Annotated in this window: 14 protein-coding genes; 5 read left to right on the forward strand and 9 right to left on the reverse strand. The window is 72.2% G+C overall.

The window, feature by feature from the left end:
* Positions 1-119: 119 nt before the first annotated feature.
* On the reverse strand, positions 120-929 hold the full coding sequence (locus ACFWBD_RS35185; protein WP_385676109.1) for an ANTAR domain-containing protein: 810 nt from the start codon (positions 927-929) through the stop codon (positions 120-122).
* Positions 930-998: 69 nt separating this feature from the next.
* On the opposite strand from ACFWBD_RS35185, the gene ACFWBD_RS35190 reads away from it, so the two are divergent.
* The 3 genes from ACFWBD_RS35190 to ACFWBD_RS35200 all read left to right on the forward strand — a co-directional run bounded on the left by ACFWBD_RS35190 (position 999) and on the right by ACFWBD_RS35200 (position 4609).
* On the forward strand, positions 999-1346 hold the full coding sequence (locus tag ACFWBD_RS35190; protein WP_385676112.1) for a helix-turn-helix transcriptional regulator: 348 nt from the start codon (positions 999-1001) through the stop codon (positions 1344-1346).
* Positions 1347-1586: 240 nt separating this feature from the next.
* On the forward strand, positions 1587-3296 hold the full coding sequence (locus ACFWBD_RS35195) for an NlpC/P60 family protein (protein WP_385676115.1): 1710 nt from the start codon (positions 1587-1589) through the stop codon (positions 3294-3296).
* A 125-nt stretch (positions 3297-3421) separates the two neighbouring features.
* A complete protein-coding gene (locus ACFWBD_RS35200; protein WP_385676118.1) occupies positions 3422-4609 on the forward strand; it encodes a cytochrome P450 in 1188 nt (395 codons plus the stop codon).
* Between the two features lie 13 nt (positions 4610-4622).
* Here ACFWBD_RS35200 and ACFWBD_RS35205 read toward each other — a convergent pair whose 3' ends face one another.
* Positions 4623-4796 carry a hypothetical protein gene (locus tag ACFWBD_RS35205; RefSeq protein ID WP_355702947.1) on the reverse strand — a complete coding sequence of 58 codons (174 nt, stop codon included), beginning with the start codon at positions 4794-4796 and terminating at the stop codon, positions 4623-4625.
* A 149-nt stretch (positions 4797-4945) separates the two neighbouring features.
* Between ACFWBD_RS35205 and ACFWBD_RS35210 the strand changes: the two genes are divergently transcribed.
* Positions 4946-5623 (forward strand): class I SAM-dependent methyltransferase, encoded by a 678-nt coding sequence (locus ACFWBD_RS35210; RefSeq protein WP_385676122.1) that lies wholly within the window; start codon positions 4946-4948, stop codon positions 5621-5623.
* A 35-nt stretch (positions 5624-5658) separates the two neighbouring features.
* Here ACFWBD_RS35210 and ACFWBD_RS35215 read toward each other — a convergent pair whose 3' ends face one another.
* From ACFWBD_RS35215 to ACFWBD_RS35235, 5 genes are all read right to left on the reverse strand, one after another.
* The gene (locus tag ACFWBD_RS35215; protein WP_385676125.1) at positions 5659-6231 is read right to left on the reverse strand and encodes a phosphatase PAP2 family protein; all 573 of its coding nucleotides are present in this window, start codon (positions 6229-6231) and stop codon (positions 5659-5661) included.
* Positions 6224-7615 (reverse strand): diacylglycerol/lipid kinase family protein, encoded by a 1392-nt coding sequence (locus ACFWBD_RS35220; RefSeq protein ID WP_385676129.1) that lies wholly within the window; start codon positions 7613-7615, stop codon positions 6224-6226. The genes ACFWBD_RS35215 and ACFWBD_RS35220 overlap by 8 nt, the downstream gene beginning before the upstream one ends.
* A gap of 59 nt (positions 7616-7674) precedes the next feature.
* Positions 7675-9465, reverse strand: coding sequence for a hypothetical protein (locus tag ACFWBD_RS35225; protein ID WP_385676132.1), 1791 nt, complete (start codon positions 9463-9465; stop codon positions 7675-7677).
* 210 nt (positions 9466-9675) lie between these two features.
* On the reverse strand, positions 9676-11697 hold the full coding sequence (locus ACFWBD_RS35230) for a DUF1996 domain-containing protein (protein WP_385676148.1): 2022 nt from the start codon (positions 11695-11697) through the stop codon (positions 9676-9678).
* A gap of 193 nt (positions 11698-11890) precedes the next feature.
* Positions 11891-12829 (reverse strand): hypothetical protein, encoded by a 939-nt coding sequence (locus tag ACFWBD_RS35235; RefSeq protein ID WP_385676134.1) that lies wholly within the window; start codon positions 12827-12829, stop codon positions 11891-11893.
* 342 nt (positions 12830-13171) lie between these two features.
* Between ACFWBD_RS35235 and ACFWBD_RS35240 the strand changes: the two genes are divergently transcribed.
* A complete protein-coding gene (locus ACFWBD_RS35240) occupies positions 13172-13579 on the forward strand; it encodes a cupin domain-containing protein (protein ID WP_385676137.1) in 408 nt (135 codons plus the stop codon).
* 21 nt (positions 13580-13600) lie between these two features.
* Here ACFWBD_RS35240 and ACFWBD_RS35245 read toward each other — a convergent pair whose 3' ends face one another.
* Both ACFWBD_RS35245 and ACFWBD_RS35250 read right to left on the reverse strand, forming a co-directional pair.
* Positions 13601-15028: an alkaline phosphatase family protein gene (locus ACFWBD_RS35245; protein WP_385676139.1), complete on the reverse strand. Its 1428-nt coding sequence runs from the start codon at positions 15026-15028 to the stop codon at positions 13601-13603.
* Positions 15029-15198: 170 nt separating this feature from the next.
* Complete coding sequence (locus ACFWBD_RS35250; RefSeq protein ID WP_385676142.1) at positions 15199-15735, reverse strand: isochorismatase family cysteine hydrolase; 537 nt, start codon at positions 15733-15735, stop codon at positions 15199-15201.
* Positions 15736-15863: the final 128 nt, after the last annotated feature.

Consider the following 15863-nt stretch of genomic DNA (forward strand, 5'->3'; position numbering starts at 1 on the left):
CGTACGTCTCGCTGATCCATCGGCTACCGGGACATATCCGGTGCGAGGTCATACCGTGACAACCGACCGCCTCCCGGAGGCGCAGGACCCACGGTGGCACGCTCGGTCCCGTCGTCCGGTCAGGTCGAGGGGGCCTCCGCCCTGACCTTGGCCACCGCCGCGGCGACCTGCTCCTGCACGGTGTCCGCGGGCGGTTCGCCCAGTACGGCGGCGACCAGGTCGCGGGCGAGGTGGTACAGCTTGGTGTTGGTGTTCTGGGAGGCCAGGACCAGCACCCGCCAGGCCTCCTCGACGCCCAGTCCGAAGGACGCCATGAGGACGCCCCTGGCCAGGTCGATCACCGGACGGGTCTGCATGGCGCGCCGCAGCTGGACGACCTCGATGCGCAGGTCGTCCAGGGCGCCGTGGTCCGGGGCTCGGCCCGGCACGTCACCCCGACCCGCCTCGCCCTCACCGGCCCCCTCGCCATCGGAGTCGGGGGCGTCGAACAGGGTCCGGGTGCCGGTGAGGGTCAGCAGCCGTTCGATCGCGGGGCTCACCGTGCGCAGGGTGAGCGTCTTGCCCAGTTTCAGGCTCCGCTCGTGCAGATCGAGCAACACGTTCAGAGCGGAGCAGTCGCAGAACCCGACGCCGCCGAGTTCCAGATCCACGCCGGCCACCGCGGCACCGAGCGCCGCGCGCAGGGCCTGTGCCAGCTGCTCGGCCGAGTCGAGGTCGAGTTCGCCCCGAACCGCGACGACGACACGGTCGCCGTCGGGACGGAGGCCGATCTTGGGCGCGGGGCTCGGCGAGACGGGGCGCACACGACTCCCCTCCGCCCCGTTGCAGGTGTCTCCGCCTTCGGCGTTCGCGTCACCGGCGCGTTCCGGCATGACCGCCTCCCCGGTCAGTCCACTGGTCCCCTCCAGACTCACCCCGCCGTTCGTCATACGTCAACCGATACACGAAATAAAGTTCCGGGCTTTGTATACGTGAATGTCCAGCCATACAATCGCCGCATGGACGGAGTGCCCGAGTCACACAACGGATGGACGTTCCTCACCAACCACGCCCGCGTGCTGGCGGCCATCGCCGACAATCACAGCGCCCGCATCCGGGACCTGGCCGCGCACTGCCGGCTCACCGAACGGGCCGTTCAGAAGATCATCGCGGACCTGGAGCAGGACGGCTATCTGTCCCACACGAGGGAGGGACGCGGCAACACCTACCGGGTCGAGTCCGGCAAGGTGCTGCGCCACCCGGCCGAGGCGGGCCTGAGCGTGGCGGCCCTGCTGTCCCTGCTGGCCCAGGACGACGCCGGCCGCGTCCGGCGCCCGGAGGCCGGGGCGGCCGACGCCCGTTCGTGACCATCCCGCGACGGTCCGTACAGCGGGCAAACCTCGTGGCGGCCACAAGAGACGAAGGTCACGAATACGTATCGGACATTTGGCGCTCCAATCTTCACGCCAGCCTCACAAGTTGGTTAAGTTGACGCCCAAGCCGTACGACTGCCCGTCAGGGCAGGGGGCTTGGGGGCACCTGGCAACAAGGGTCGCCCGGATTCCGCCGCCGAGTGGCAGGCGGAGGACGGAAGGAGTACGTCTTCCATGGCGACGGATCGCAGCCCGCGTTCCCCAGGCGGCAACACCGACGAGCCGAGCCGGGCGGAGATCCAGGAGCGGGTCAACTCGCTCTACGACCGGGCCGAGTCCGACACGGGCTCCTACAACATCACGCGCGCCCAGTCGAGCCGGACCCGCGGGACGGTCACGTCCGTCGCCAACAGCGGGCGCGGGTCGACCGATCCGTCGCTCGACGCGGTGGCCAGGCAGTGGTTCGACGTGGCACGCGGCAGGGTCGGTCCGGTGACGCCCGCCGTGCTGCCGGCCGACCGCCAGCCCGCCCGTCCGGCCCGGGCCGCCCGCCCGGCGAGCGCACCGGAGCGGCCCGCCGACAGCGCTGCCGTACGGGAGTCGGAAGCGGCCACCCGGCGCGTTCCGGAGCTGACCGCGCGCGCCGTCGCCGCTCTCCCCGCGGCCCCCGAGCCGCGCCAGGAGGCGCCCAGGGCCCTGCTGCCCGCCGTCCCCGCCCAGGCCACCGTGCCCGCCCAGACCGCTTCCCCCGCCTCCGCTCCCACGGACCGGCAGGCCTCGCTCAAGAACACCAAGGAGCAGAACGGGCGGAAGCTCGCCACGGCCCGGGAGGTGCTGGCCCGGGCTCTCGCCCAGCCCATGCAGTCCCAGCCCGTGCAGTCCCTGGCCGCCCCGTCCCTGGCCGCGCCGGCCGCCCCCGCACCCTCCCTGCCCGCACCCTCCCTGCCCACGACCGTGCTGCCCACGATCGGGACGCAACCGGCCCAGGCGCAGCCGGCTCAGCAGCCCTGGGAGACCGCGGAGCAGCTGGCCTTCCGCGCGGAGATCACCGCCGCGTGGGCGGGACGGCCGCCCGCCGCCGCTCCCGGCACGACGTCGCCGACCGGGGCGGACGGGCATCCCACGACAGGTGAACTCGGCTTCGCCGCACCGGTGTCGGGCTTCACGACACCCGAAGCCGCCTTCGCCTTCCCCATGCCCTCTGCGGCACCCGCTCCGGACCCCCTGACCTCGGAACTCGGCTTCACCACACCGCCGTCCGGCTATCCGATGCCCGAACTCGACCTTCTCGCACCGGAGTCCGGCTTCACGGCTCCCGGCGCCGCCGTCCCGGTCGCCCCCGCACCCGGCTATCCGACGTCCGAACCCGGCTTCACCACAGCGGCATCGGGTTACTCGGCATCCGGTCTCGCTCCCTCCGCGCCCATGCCTAGTTACCAGGCCCCCGCGGCGGACGTGCTGACCGCAGGTGCCGGTTACCCGGCCCCGCCCGCTCCCGCGGCCCCCGCCGCCCCGCTCCCCGAGGCCGTCCTCCTGGCCGCCGCCCCGGCCGATGTCACGGTCAGCACCACCGGTACGGCCTACCTGGGGAAGGCGGACAAGGCTCTCGCCTTCGCCCGGGCGCAGATCGGCCGGCCGTGTGTGTGGGGGGCGACCGGACCGGAGTCCTACGACTGCTCCAGCCTCACGCAGGCCGCGTGGCGGTCCGCCGGGGTGACGCTGCCGCGTTCCGCCATCGACCAGGCGAAGGCCTTCACCCGGATCAGCCTGGCCGAACTCCGCCCCGGAGACCTCGTCTTCTTCTTCGACGACCTCAGCCACACCGGGCTGTGCACGGGCAACGGCATGATGATCCACGCCCCGGGGCCTGGCACGTACATCCGCGAGGAGGCGATCCTGCCGTTCGGGGAGGGCGCCCTGCGCGGCGCCGTCCGGCCCGCCTGAGTTCCGACGAATCCTGCCGGGCGGGAGGGTTGAGCGCCCGCCGGAACGCGCATGGCCGGTAAAGGCGCATCGCGCGGGCGGCCGTCGCGGCGACACTGTCGTCCGGTGCGGCGATTGGGGACCCGATGGGGGACGCGCGGGAGAGCGTGCGCAAGGTCGAACGGGGGCCCGGCCGGCCGGGCTGCCCGGTACACCGTGGCGCGGACGGGACATGGGAGGTCCGTGGGTACGCGGCCGCCCGTGAGGTGCTGCGCGCCACGGAGACGGTGCAGGCCGGACTCGGCATCGAGACGGTGGAGAAGCTGCCCGCGCGCGTCCGCCGTCCCGTGCTCTACCAGGACGGTCCCGGACACCGCGAACAACGGCGGCAGACCGCCCGGTTCTTCACGCCACGGCACGTGGACGAGCACTACCGCGAGCTGATGACGCGGGTCGCCGAGGAGCAGACGGCAGTGCTCCGGGCCGCGGGTACGGCTCAGCTGTCCGATCTGAGTTTCACCATGGCGATCGAGGTGGTGAGCGACATTCTCGGGCTCACCCACAGCCGCCCGGGTCTGAAGTCCCGGCTGGAGCGCTTCTTCCCCGAGGAGTTCGGGCAGCCCGGGCTCACGAGCCTGCGGGGTCTCTACTGGCTGCTGCGCCAGAACACGAACTGGCTGCGGATCCACCTCGCCGACGTCCGCCCGGCGATCCGTGCGCACCGGAAGCGGGAGCGGGACGACCTGATCTCCCATCTGCTGGCCGAGGGATGCTCGGGCGCGGAGATCCTCGGCGAGTGCCTGACGTACGCGGCGGCGGGCATGGTCACCACGCGTGAGTTCATCTGCGTCGCGGCCTGGCATCTGTTCGACGACCCGGAGCTGCTCGGCAGGTACCGCGCGGCCGAGGAGCCGGAGCGGCTGGAACTGCTCCGGGAGATCCTGCGGCTGGAACCCGTCGTGGGACGCCTGTCCCGCCGGGCCACCGCGCCGATGCGGGTCGGTGAGGCGTCGATCGGCCCCGGTGAGCTGCTCACCGTCTTCGTCGACGAGGCCAACGCGGACCCGGACGTCGTGGGCCATGACCCTGACCTGCTGCGGCCCGGCCGGCTGCGGGACCTGGGGCCGGGGCCTGCGGGGCTCGCCTTCGGTGACGGCGCCCACCGCTGTCCGGGCGCCGCTGTCGCCGTCCTGGAGGCGGACGTCCTGCTCAGCCGGCTCTTCGCGCTGGACGGTCTGCGGATGACCGGCAGCCCGCGGGTGTCGTTCAAGGACGAGATCGGCGGCTACGAGATCCGGGAACTGACAGTGACCGTGCCCAGGTCGGCGAAGTGAGCCGCCGAACCCTTCAGCGCATTACGGAGTTCGTGCGCGACTGAGCCCGCCTGGCGTTGTTGTAGGCGCGCAGGAGGTGTTTGGAGACGGCGCACGGCGACATGTCGAAGTGGCACTGACGGCAGGTGCGTACGTGCTCCTCATAGGCGGTGCGGGACTCTTGCAGGGCGTCCTCAAGCGAGGGCATGGGGGTCCTCCGAACGAAGCGACGGTTACCCGGGGGCTTGGCTACTCACCAGTAGGGCCCGCGTCAAGAGGATTGGATCATGTTACTTACGGTAGTGGAAAATACGATTCCAGCCGTTTCCGAGAAGGTGGGCGCCCGGCCGGGGCACCATGGCGGCGGGGGACTCACACACCACCACGAAGGGAACCGGTTTGGTCGGCGAGGACGGCGGGCAGCGTGCGGCGCGGGTGTTCGACGCGCTGGGGCCCGTGTACGAGAAGGCGTTCGCGCACTCGGAGGCGCACCGCAGATCCCTGGATTGGCTGCTGGGGCGGCTCGCCCCGGGCGGCCGGGTGCTGGACGTCGGCAGCGGGACGGGACGGCCGACGGCCGAGACCCTCGCCCGGGCGGGCCACCACGTGCTCGGTGTCGACGTCTCCCCCGTCATGGTGGAGCTGGCCGCCCGGCAGGTGCCCGAGGCGGAGTTCCGATGCCTCGACGCACGTGAACTTCCGCTGGAGGAAAGCTCGTTCGACGCTGTCTGCGTGTACTTCTCGCTGCTGCAACTGGACCGGGCGCAGCAGTCCGAGCTGGTCGGGCGGCTGGCTCGGGCGCTCCGGCCGGGAGGCAGTCTCGCGCTCGCCACCGTGCCGCTGGACGTGGCGGGCGTCGACGCCGTGTTCATGGGGCAGCCCGTGCGGGTGACCAGCTTCGCCGGCGAGGATCTCGTCGACGTGGTCACCGGGGCCGGCCTGACCGTGCTGGCCGAGGAGAACGTGCTGTTCACCCCCGACCATCCCGAGGCAGTGCCGGAACCCCACCTCTTCCTCCACTGCGGCAGGAAGTAGGACCGCTCTCAGCCCTCTCGGCTCCCTCGGCTCCCTCAGCCGTGCTTACGCGCGGTGAGCGCCAGAACCAGGGCCGCCGAGCCCGTGCCCAGCAGCGCTCCGGCCACGACGTCACCCGGGTAGTGCACCCCGGTGTGGACCCGCGAGTAACCCACCGCGCACGCGAGCAGGCCCAGTGGCACCGCGGAGACCGGCAGGGTCGGACCGACCGCGGCCGCGAAGGCGACGGCCGAAGCGGTGTGCCCGGACGGGAAGGACGCCGAGTGCGGCATCGGCACGTGCCGCCCCGGGAACGGCGAGTCCTCGGCGCGGTGCGGTCGCGGCCGGCGTACGAGCTTCTTGCCGAGCAGGTTGGCGGTGGCCGAGGCGACCCCGATCGCCGCGACCCCGAGCACGGCGGCACGGCGCGGGCGGCGGCCGCACAGGGCGAGCCCGGCGGCGACCCCGAGGGACAGCTTGGAGTGGTCGGCGGCCGCGGAGAGCCGGCGCAGCGCGCTGTCCAGGGTGGGCGTTCTGGTCACGGTGACCGTCTCGTACAGGGCCTGGTCCATGGTGGCGAGGTCACGGACCAGATGCGAGGTGGGGAGCTTCGGCAGACGGTCAGACATCGTAGGCCTCCTTGATCGTGCGAGCGTCGGGATGGCCGAGCGCGAGGCGGACGATGCGCCGCCAGTCGACCGTGGGGGGCGCGTAGGCCGCGCCCGGGCGGTGCCGGGGCACCCGGACCCGCAGCGCGGCGGGCCGTACCGTGCACACCACGGGGGTGGCCAGTTCGAGTGCCTCGCCGTCGACGGCCACCGCGATGCGCTTGCGGTCCGCGTCGACGACGACACGCCGGGACGTCACCGAGGTGATGCTGCCCGCGCGCTCGCCGAGCAGCGCGAGTTCGGCGGCCTGGGCGGCGCCCTCCACCCGGACGCCGATCACCCCGAGCAGTCCGGCGTCCAGCCGGGGCCGCCGTCCGCCGCCGAGCGGGTCGGCGCGGGCGTAGGCGTTGTTGCTGACCAGGAGGGCCTGCGGCGCGTGCACACGGGTGTCGTCCGTCTGGACGTCCAGGGTCGGGCCGGCCTCGCCCTGGAGCAGGTCGGGCAGGTGGTCGAGTGCGGTGGCGGCCTTGGCGTCGCGGTAGTCGGGGCTCTGCACTATCTCCGCGTACGCCCCGAAGGAGACGGTGTTGACGAAGGGCCGGCCGCCGACGTCCCCGAGGTCCACGCGGAGTTCGACGCCGTTGGTGAGGGCGTCGAGACTGCGGGTGGGGTCGGTGCGGTCGAGGCCGAGGTCCATCGCGAAGTGGTTGCGGGTGCCGGCGGCGATCACCAGGAAGGGCACGTCGTGTTCGGCGGCGACGGCCGCCACCAGTGCCTGGGTGCCGTCGCCGCCCGCGACACCGAGCAGGTCCGCGCCCTCGGCGACGGCCTGCCGCGCCTCCGCCTCCGGATCGGTGTAGACCTCGTCGGCGCCGAGCACCACCACCCGGGCGCCGAGCGCCTCGGCGCGCTCGACGAGGCCGTGCTTGACGACCTTGCCGCCGCCCGAGCGCACGTTCATGATCAGGACCGGGCGGCGCGGCGGCGGGGTTTTCCGGCCGTGCATGCCCTTGGGACGGCGCACGCTGCGCAGCGAGGCCCGGGCCGAGGCCAGGGCCCCCGCCCACAGCGCGAGCGCGCCCACCGCCACCGGCCACAGGCCGGACAAGGCGTACAGCACCACCACGCCCACCGGCGCGGTGACGGCCACCAGCCCGCCGAGCAGCCGGGCTCCGCCCCGGTGCGCCAGCATCCACCACACACCCGCCCCCGCCAGCGCGAGGAGCACGAATCCGATGAACAGGACCAGCCAGCCGCCGGATCCCGCACCCGCCATCACCACCGCGACACACGCGGCGACCAGTACCAGGGCCAGCCGGGCCCAGCCCCGCGCGCGGGCGACGGCGTCCCGCTGCGCCGGGCCGAGGTGCGGCAGCGACCATTTCTTCCCACGCGTCTCGTTCACCGTGCGCCCGCCATGCTCCGAGGCCCCCTCAGTTGCGTCGACAGCGCCGACGATCTCGGTCAATTGTCCATGGCGCAGCACCCGGATGTGACCGAGGTCCCGGTCCCGGTGCCCGTGTCGTCGTCCGTGCCGGTGTCCGGGTCGCTGTCCGTGTCGGCGTCGAGACGGCAGAAGCAGGACGCCCGGACGCGTACGTCGGCCAGGGCGGCGGCGAACTTCAGCTGCTGGGCCACGATCCGCGCCTCGGCGGTCCTGCCCAGCCGGACCAGGCACTCGTGGTAGCCGTGCAGGGACCACACGTTGCCGGGATGCTGGGACGGGCGGGGCAGCGTGTCGTCCAGTCCGAGGTCGGCGCGGTAGACCGCCTCGGCCTCCTCGATCCGCCCCCGCTCCAGCAGCAGGGCGCCGTACGCGTGCCGGGTGGGCTGCATCCATCCCCAGGGTTCGTCATAGGGGAGGTGGTCGTCCAGTTCGACGGACCGCTCCAGGGCGGCGAAGGCAAGGTCGTGGTTGCCCTTGCGGTACTCCAGTTCGCCGTCGAGCATCGCGGACGCGATCGCGAGGATGTCCCGGCAGGTGTTGTTGAACAGCATCCGGGTCGCGGGCACCCGGTCGGCCGCCGAGCGGAACAGGGAGCGTTCCGCCTCGGCCTCGGGGACCCGGCCGGTGGCGGAGAGCGCGACGCCGCGGGCGTAGTGGCGCATCGCGGTGGTCACACTGTGCAGGACCGGGTCGGCGGGCGGCGGCACGTCGAGGACGTCCTGCCAGCGGCCGAAGCGGATCAGCACATGGAAGCGCATGGTGCGGAACGCCTCCAGCCAGTCGGCCATGGGCGGGCTCTGCACGCGCAGCAGCTCCTCGGGGATGGAGGCCTCCAGCCGTTCCGCGGTCTCCAGCGCGGTCCGGTACCGGCCCAGGAACATCGCGCCGTAGATCTTGAAGTGATAGTCGTGCGAGCGGTACAGCGTGTAGAAGTTCATCGCGCCGGAGCGCGCCCGGTACTTCTCGTCGGCGGTGATCGCGGCGGTGTTGTCCGTGACGACGCGCCGGTAGTCGCCGCACAGCACGTCGAGGTGCGAGGGCATGTGCTGGAGGTGACCGGCGTCGGGGACCAGGCCGCGCAGCCGGTCGGCGACCTGGAGGGCGGCCTCGGGGGTGGGCGACATCTCCATGAGGTGGATGTAGAAGTGCAGGACGCCCGGATGCGCGGCCGCCGCCCCGTCGGCCAGCGCGCGGTCGAGCACCTCCTTCGCCTCCGGTGTGCGGGCGCCCTCGGCGGGCCGGCCCGTGCGCACGTCCCACAGCTGCCAGGGGGTGAGGTTCATCAGGGCGTCGGCGTACAGGGCGGCGACGTCGAGGTCGTCGGGTGCCAGTTCGTGGACGGCCCGCATGGCGTCGGCGTAGGGCTCGTTCCACACCGAGCAGTCCTCGGCGGGGCGGGTCTGCGGATAGCGGGCCCGCAGCGCGCCGATCAGGGCCCGCTCGACGGGCGTCGCGGCCCCGGCGTTCCGGTGGGCGAGCTCGACGGCGTCGTGCGTACGGGCGACGGTCCGAGCCAGGTCCTGCTCGTCGAAGAACTCCCACGGTTTGTTGTAGTTGGGGCCGAGCGCGTAGGCGATGCCCCAGTGGGCCATGGCGCAGTCGGGATCGGCGCGGACCGCGGCCTCGAAGCAGGCGACGGCCTCCTCGTGGTGAAAGGCGTACGACCAGACCAGTCCGCGGTCGAACCACACCTGGGCCTCGGCGGACGAGGTCGTCACGGACCGGCCGTGGGTGCCGAGGTCGTAGTAGTCCCCGGCCAACGTGTGCTCCGTGTGCTTTGTGTGCTTTGTGTGCTCCGTGTGCTCCATGGGTCTCCCATCGTCGCCCGCGCTTCGCACGACGTATACCGCGCGGTCCGGCGCGGGGGCGGTGGCTCGTGTGCGGGAGCACCCGTACGGGGGCGCGGGGACCCATGGGTCACGCCGAGGGCCCGTCGGCAGTCCGACGGGCCCTCGGTGGAGTGGCTGGATCTCAGTACCGCATCTCAGTACGGCGTCTCGATCTCCGGTGTCTCGATCTCAGTACTTACGGCGTGCGTTCCGGAACAGAACGCCGAAGCCGGCGATCACCAGCAGCCCTCCGGCGGCCGCGGGCCAGAGGTTGGCGCCGGTTTCGGCGAGGCCGCCCTGGACCGCCTGGGGTTCGGTACCGCCCTGGGGGGTGGTGTCGGCGCCCGTGCCGGCCGGGGTCTGCGACTGCTCGGGGGTGGTCGCGGGGGCGGCGGTCGCCGGGGAGCCGATCTCGCCGCCCGAGCCGGCGGCGGGCGCCGAGGTGGCCGCCTTGGCCGACGGCTTCGTGTAGACGCGGGGGTCGGTGGAGGCGGTGGCGCCACCGGAACCGTTGCCGCCCGAGTCGGGCTCGGCGTTGTCGGCGGGTTCGGTGGTGGCGGGGGTGTCCGGGGCCTGCGACGGCTCCTGCGTGCCCTCGCCGTTGCCGTTGCCGGCGTTTGCGTTGCCGTTGCCGGCGTTTCCGTCGTCGCCGGAACCGTTGTCGTCGCCGTTGCCGGAACCGCCGTTGGCACCGCCGCCGTTGCCGCCGTCGTTGCCGCCGTTGTCGTTTCCGCCGTTGCCGTCACCGTTTCCGTTGCCCGCGCCGTCGCCGGTGCCGGCGCCGCAGGTACGGCCGTCGTTGATGCAGTCGACCATCTCGCGCATCAGGCCTTCGTCGAAGACGTTGATGAAGTCACCGTGGTCGGTCACCGGCTTGTGCAGCTGCTCCGGGAAGGAGTCCACCGCGAACAGCGGAGTGGTCCTGCCGCCGTCCTGGAGGCTCGGCGCGTCGACGTCGTAGACGATGCGCTGCACCAGCTGCGGAACGGCCTTGAAGCCGTTCGCGCAGGTGCCGTCGGCGGCGGCGAAGGCCACGTGGGTGCGGTGGTTGGCGCTGTCGATGTTGGTGCCGTCCCAGCAACTCTGGAAACGGAAGGTGCGCACCACGTCGCTGCCGGACGGGCAGAGCGGGTACTTGTCCTTCAGCTGCCGGTCCTCGAACCCGGTGCAGCTCCAGGACGCGTTGGCGTTGGCCGTGCCGTTGACGAAGGCCTTGGCGTCGCCGGTGATGACACGCAGCAGCCGGGGCATGGCGGTGACCTGGCTACGCGGGTTGCCCACGAAGGTCAGCGTGACCTCCTTGGGCGTGACGATCTTGCCGGCGTTGCCCTCGATCCCGCCGCCGGGCTTCTGCGCGTCCTGCTCCTGGTTGCCGTTCTGCAGGCGCAGCACGGGCCAGTAGTAGGTCGACTTGTCGCCCTGGTCCACACAGCTCGTGTCGGCGTTCGCCAGGTCGTCGTCGGAGGCGAAGGCGTCGTTGGACTGGTTGCCGACGTAGTCGTGGAAGTGGTGGGCGCCGTTGGTGACGCCCGGGGCCACGATCACGTTGTCGGAGTTGAACACGCCGTTCGCGTTCACTCCGCAGCTGGTGGTGAAGGTGCCGCGGGAGGGGCCGGAGCTGGGATCCGGGGTCTGCCCCGCCGGCTGGACGGCGTTGATGTCGGCGTAGTCCGCGGCGACGGGGCCGTTTCCGGCCTGGCCGCCGTTGCCCTGCCGGCCCTCGTCGCCCTGCTGGTCTCCGCCGCCGTTCTGGTCGTCGCCGTTCTGGTCGTCGCCCTGCTGATCGCCGTTCTGGTTCTCGTCGCCGTTGCCGTCGGAACCTTCGTCGGCCTGGTCGTCGTTGTCGCGCAGGGTGCAGCCGGCGAGGTCCTCCAGGCCTTCGGGGCGGTCCCCGGCCCGGTCGATGGACTCCGCGATGCGCTGGATCGTCGCGCCGCGCTTCTCCTTCAACGGGTCCATGACCGCGTTGTCGGCGAAGTCCGCGTCCTGCCGCACCGACTCCGCGGACTCCTGGAGTTGGCGGTATGCGGCGGCGATCTGCTCGTCCAGCAGGGCGAGTTCGCGGGCGACCTCGGGCGAGGCCTGCTCCGGGACGTCGGTCAGCTTGCTGCCGACGTCCGGGCAGTCGATGGTGACGGCGCTGTTGCCGCCCTGTGCGGAGTTGCCGTCGGAGCCGTCTTCGGTGGCCGATGCGTAGACGTTCACCCCCATCAGCCCACCGCCGCCGATGATGAGCGCCAGCGCCGCGAAAGTCGCGCGTCGCCCGCCCGTCTGGCGTCTGCGCCTGTTCTGTACCAAGGAGTGCTCCTACGCGTCGTCGGCGGCCATGGGCATGAGATCCCCCGGCCCTATACGCAGACGGACTCAGGAGTGTTCAACCGCACCACGAATTCATAGCAAGATCTCAGGCGGACGCCGTGTCCTGCGCGTTCGTGGCGGCCCGCCGTCGGCGGCGGCCCCGCTCGTGCAGCAGGCCGAGGACGATGGCGGCGGCCACCGCTATGAGGTGTTCGCGACCGGCGAGGTTGGGCTTGGCGATCGACTCGAACACCATCGAACCGCCGGTGAGCGTGAACACGATGGGCGCGCGGCGGACGACCGAGAGATAGGTGAACAGTCCGACGACCGCTGCGGACGGGCCGGTGTCGAGCACCTGGCCGATCCCGGGCGGCAGTCCGAGACCCCACCATCCCGGCCCCATCGCCATCATCACCCGCACGGTGAGGGTGCCGGCCAGGGTGGACGCGTAGGCGATCAGCAGGGTCCTGCGGCGACCGAGGGCGAGTTCGGCCAGGGCGAAGGCGAGGAACAGCTGGGTGATGCCGGCCCACACGGGCAGATCGAGGGCCGGGACGTACAGGGAGACCGGGGTGCGCAGCAGGGCGAGCCACAGCGGCAGGTCGCCCTGGACCCCGCCGAGGATGCGCACCACCGCCCCGCCCGTGGGGTGCTGGGCGATGGCGTGAAAGAAGATCACGCCCGCGCAGGCGACCAACGCCAGCAGCAGCGCCGCGGGCCCGCGTCGGCGCAACTGCCGCACGGGGTCGACGACGATGCCGTACCACTCGCCCCGCAGCGTCCGGGCGACGAAAGCGGCGGTGCGGGCGAGCGCACCGCCGCGCCGCCCGCCCCTGGCACGGCCGACGCACGGCCCGTCGTTGGTACGGCCGGCGCACGGCCCGTCGTTGGTACGGCCGGCGCACGGCCCGCCCTCGGCACGGCTTTCGCGAGGCCCGTCGTTGGTACGGCCGGCGCGCGGCCCGTCGTTGGTACGGCCGGCGCGCGGCCTGCCCTCGGCACGGCTTTCGCGAGGCCGTTCCACGTCCGGACGCAGGATGCTCAAGGTCTCCCCCAAACACTCGTCGCACGATGTCTCATACGATCCACGCTCTGGAGGACGCGAAGAAGGCCTGCCAGGGTCAGTCCCGCAGAGGCCGTCTACCTCACATTCCGACCAGACCCCGGCCGGGTGCGCGGACCGGGGAGATCCGGGGGAGGCGCGCGGGGCGGCAGGACACCGGTGCGCCCGATGACACCCGGTCACGTCTCCGTAACTCAAGTGGGTTAATGTCACTGCCGTGGAACGCACTGACCAGCGGAACATGACCCCGGCCAGGTTACGTCGCTCAGCGGGCCGGACCGGCCCCGGCGCCCCCGGCCCCCGCCCGGCCCGGACGACCGCCGCGTGAACCGACCGTCGCCCGTCGAGGCCCGCCCCACCGCCGAACCCGTACCGACCCTGCTCGCCGACGGCCTGCTCACCGAACGGCTCGCCCTGGGCGTACCGCAGAACACCAGGGTCGTGGTCGCCGACTACGAGATCCCGCCAGGCCACTCGCTCCCCTGGCACTACCACGAGGGCCGGGTCGTGGCCGTGGTGACGGCGGGCGTCCTGACCCGGACCCTGGCGGACGGATCCGAGTGTGTGACGCCCGCCGGCGGATGCATCGTCGAACCGGTGGGGCCGCGGGGCGTGCACATGGCGGAGAACCGGGAGCCGGAACCGCTGCGCATCTGCGCCCTCTTCTTCCTTCCGCAGGGCAGCCCGTTGTCTACGCGCGCAGAACCGCCCGACCTGGTCGCGTACCGCTGACGCGCGGCGTGCTCGTCCGGGTCACAGCTGCGGCCTGGGGCCCGTCTCCTGGACCGGGAACGACTGCTCGGCGCCCGGCAGCGTGGGCCTGGGCAGGGTGGCGACCTCCTCCTTCGCCCTCAGCAGCTGCTCCGCCGTGTCGTCGGGCAGCGCCGGCGCGAGCTCGCTGGTGGACTCGAAGCGGAAGGCGGAGGTGAGATCGCCGAAGGCACTGCGCCGCCATTCGCTGATGTTGGGCTCCATGACCCCCGTGAGTCTCTCCAGGAACCGCAGGGTCGAGGTGTGGTCGAAGGCCTCCGTGGCCACCCAGCCGCCCACGGTCCACGGCGAGACGACGATGGCGGGGACCCGGAAGCCGCCGCCGACCGGCAGCCCGCCGACGAACTCGCCGGGCGTGCCCACGGGCGGACTGGGCGGGGGCACATGGTCGAACAGACCGTCGTTCTCGTCGTAGTTGAGGATGAACGCGGTCTTGCGCCAGACCTCGGGGTTGGACGCGATGGCCTCGAGCTTCGAGGCCACGAAGTCCGCGCCGGCCGCCGGCAGGTAGTCCGGGTGCTCCGACTGGTGCCCCGGCGGCACCAGCCAGGACACGGTCGGCAGCCGGTCGGCCCGGGCGTCGTCCTCGAAGGTGCCCTCCGGCTGCGGCCGGACGCCCCGCTCGTACACCTCGGAGCCCGGTCGCGCGTTCCGGAACGTGTCGAACTGCTCCAGCAGGTTGCAGCCGTAGTCGTCCTCCTGCTGGTACACCTTCCAGTCGACCCCGGCCGCCTGGAGCCGTTCGGCGTAGGTCGTCCAGGTGAACGGCGTCGGGGCGGAGTTGCGGACGACGGGCCCGCCCTGGGCGCCGTCGGGGTCGATGGTGCCGGTCATCCACATCAGGCGGTTCGGCCAGGTCGGGCCGAGGACAGAGCAGAAGTAGTGGTCGCAGACGGTGAAGGTCTCGGCGAGGGCGAACTGGAACGGGATGTCCTCGCGGGTGTAGTAGCCCATGACGTAAGGGGCGTTGGCGCCGTCGGCCGTGCGGTGGGCCGGCAGCCAGCGGTCCATCCGGCCGCCGTTCCACGCCTCGTGCTGCACCGACCAGGCGTGGCTCGTGGACGGGATGGCCTGGGCGCTGGAGGTGTGGGTGTCGAGGTGGAAGGGCAGCAGGTGGCCCGCGGGGTTCTCGGCGTCGGGCTGGTAGAAGACGGAGCGTCCGGTATCGAGGGTGAGCGCGTCGGGGTCGGCGAAGCCGCGCACGCCGGACAGGGTGCCGAAGTAGTGGTCGAAGGAACGGTTCTCCTGCATGAGCAGGACGACGTGTTCGACGTCGGCGAGTGAGCCGCGGCGGGACGCTCCGGCCGCGACGGCCTTCTGCACGCTCGGCGGGAGGAGGGAGAGGGCCGCGGCGGCGCCCAGCGCGCCCGCGGTCGAGCCCAGGAGTCTGCGACGGGTCAACTCGGCCATGTGTGGTGTGCCCCCTGGTGAGCGGAAGAAGCGGAGGAGGTGGCGAATGGCGGCGGCCCGTGGCCCCGTGCGAGGCGGCCCCGTTCGCTCTCCTGCCGGGCCCGAACTCGATGAACACGGGTGCGGTGCCGAACCGACCGCCCGTCAGACGGTGTACGGCGGCGGGTCGTTCAGGTCCACAGATCACCGCTGCCGCACACTCGCGCCCCCATGTTGCGCTCCATCATCGCCAGCGCCGCGTCCGCGAGCTCGGCGTGGATGTGGGCGACGGCGTCCCGGGGGACGGTCACGTCGAAGTGGCGGATGTGGGCGTCGAGGGCCGAGTACAGGACGCACTGCTCGGTGACCTGTCCGCACAGGACGAGATGGTCGATGCCCTCCTGGCGGAGCAGGTAGGACAGCGGGGTCTCGAAGAAGATCGAGTGCCGGGCCTTGACGACGAAGAGCGAGTCCTCGTCGGGCACCAGCGGTTCGACGAGCCCGGCGTGCGGGCCGGAGAGAGCCTCGTCGAGGAGTTCGCCGTGGTGGGAGCGCCACTGGCCGAAGTTGTCGTTGACGTAGACGACGGGCTCGCCGGCGCGGCGGGCGCGGTCGAGGAGACCGGCGGCCACCGGGACCACCTTGCGGGCCGACGGCAGGAGCAGGTCGGCGTCCGGGTGGCCGTAGGTGTTGATCATGTCGATGACGATCAGCGCGGTCTTGCTCATGCCGCTATGGGTTCCCGGCGGAGCGTGAATATGACGGCACGTCACTCGTCCGCGCGACGGCCGCGCGAGAGAGCGGCCGGGGCCCCTTTCCGGGCCCCGGCCGCGCAGCCGTCTCAGGGGCGGGAACA

Source organism: Streptomyces sp. NPDC060002, from assembly GCF_042737245.1.
Lineage (GTDB): Bacteria > Actinomycetota > Actinomycetes > Streptomycetales > Streptomycetaceae > Streptomyces.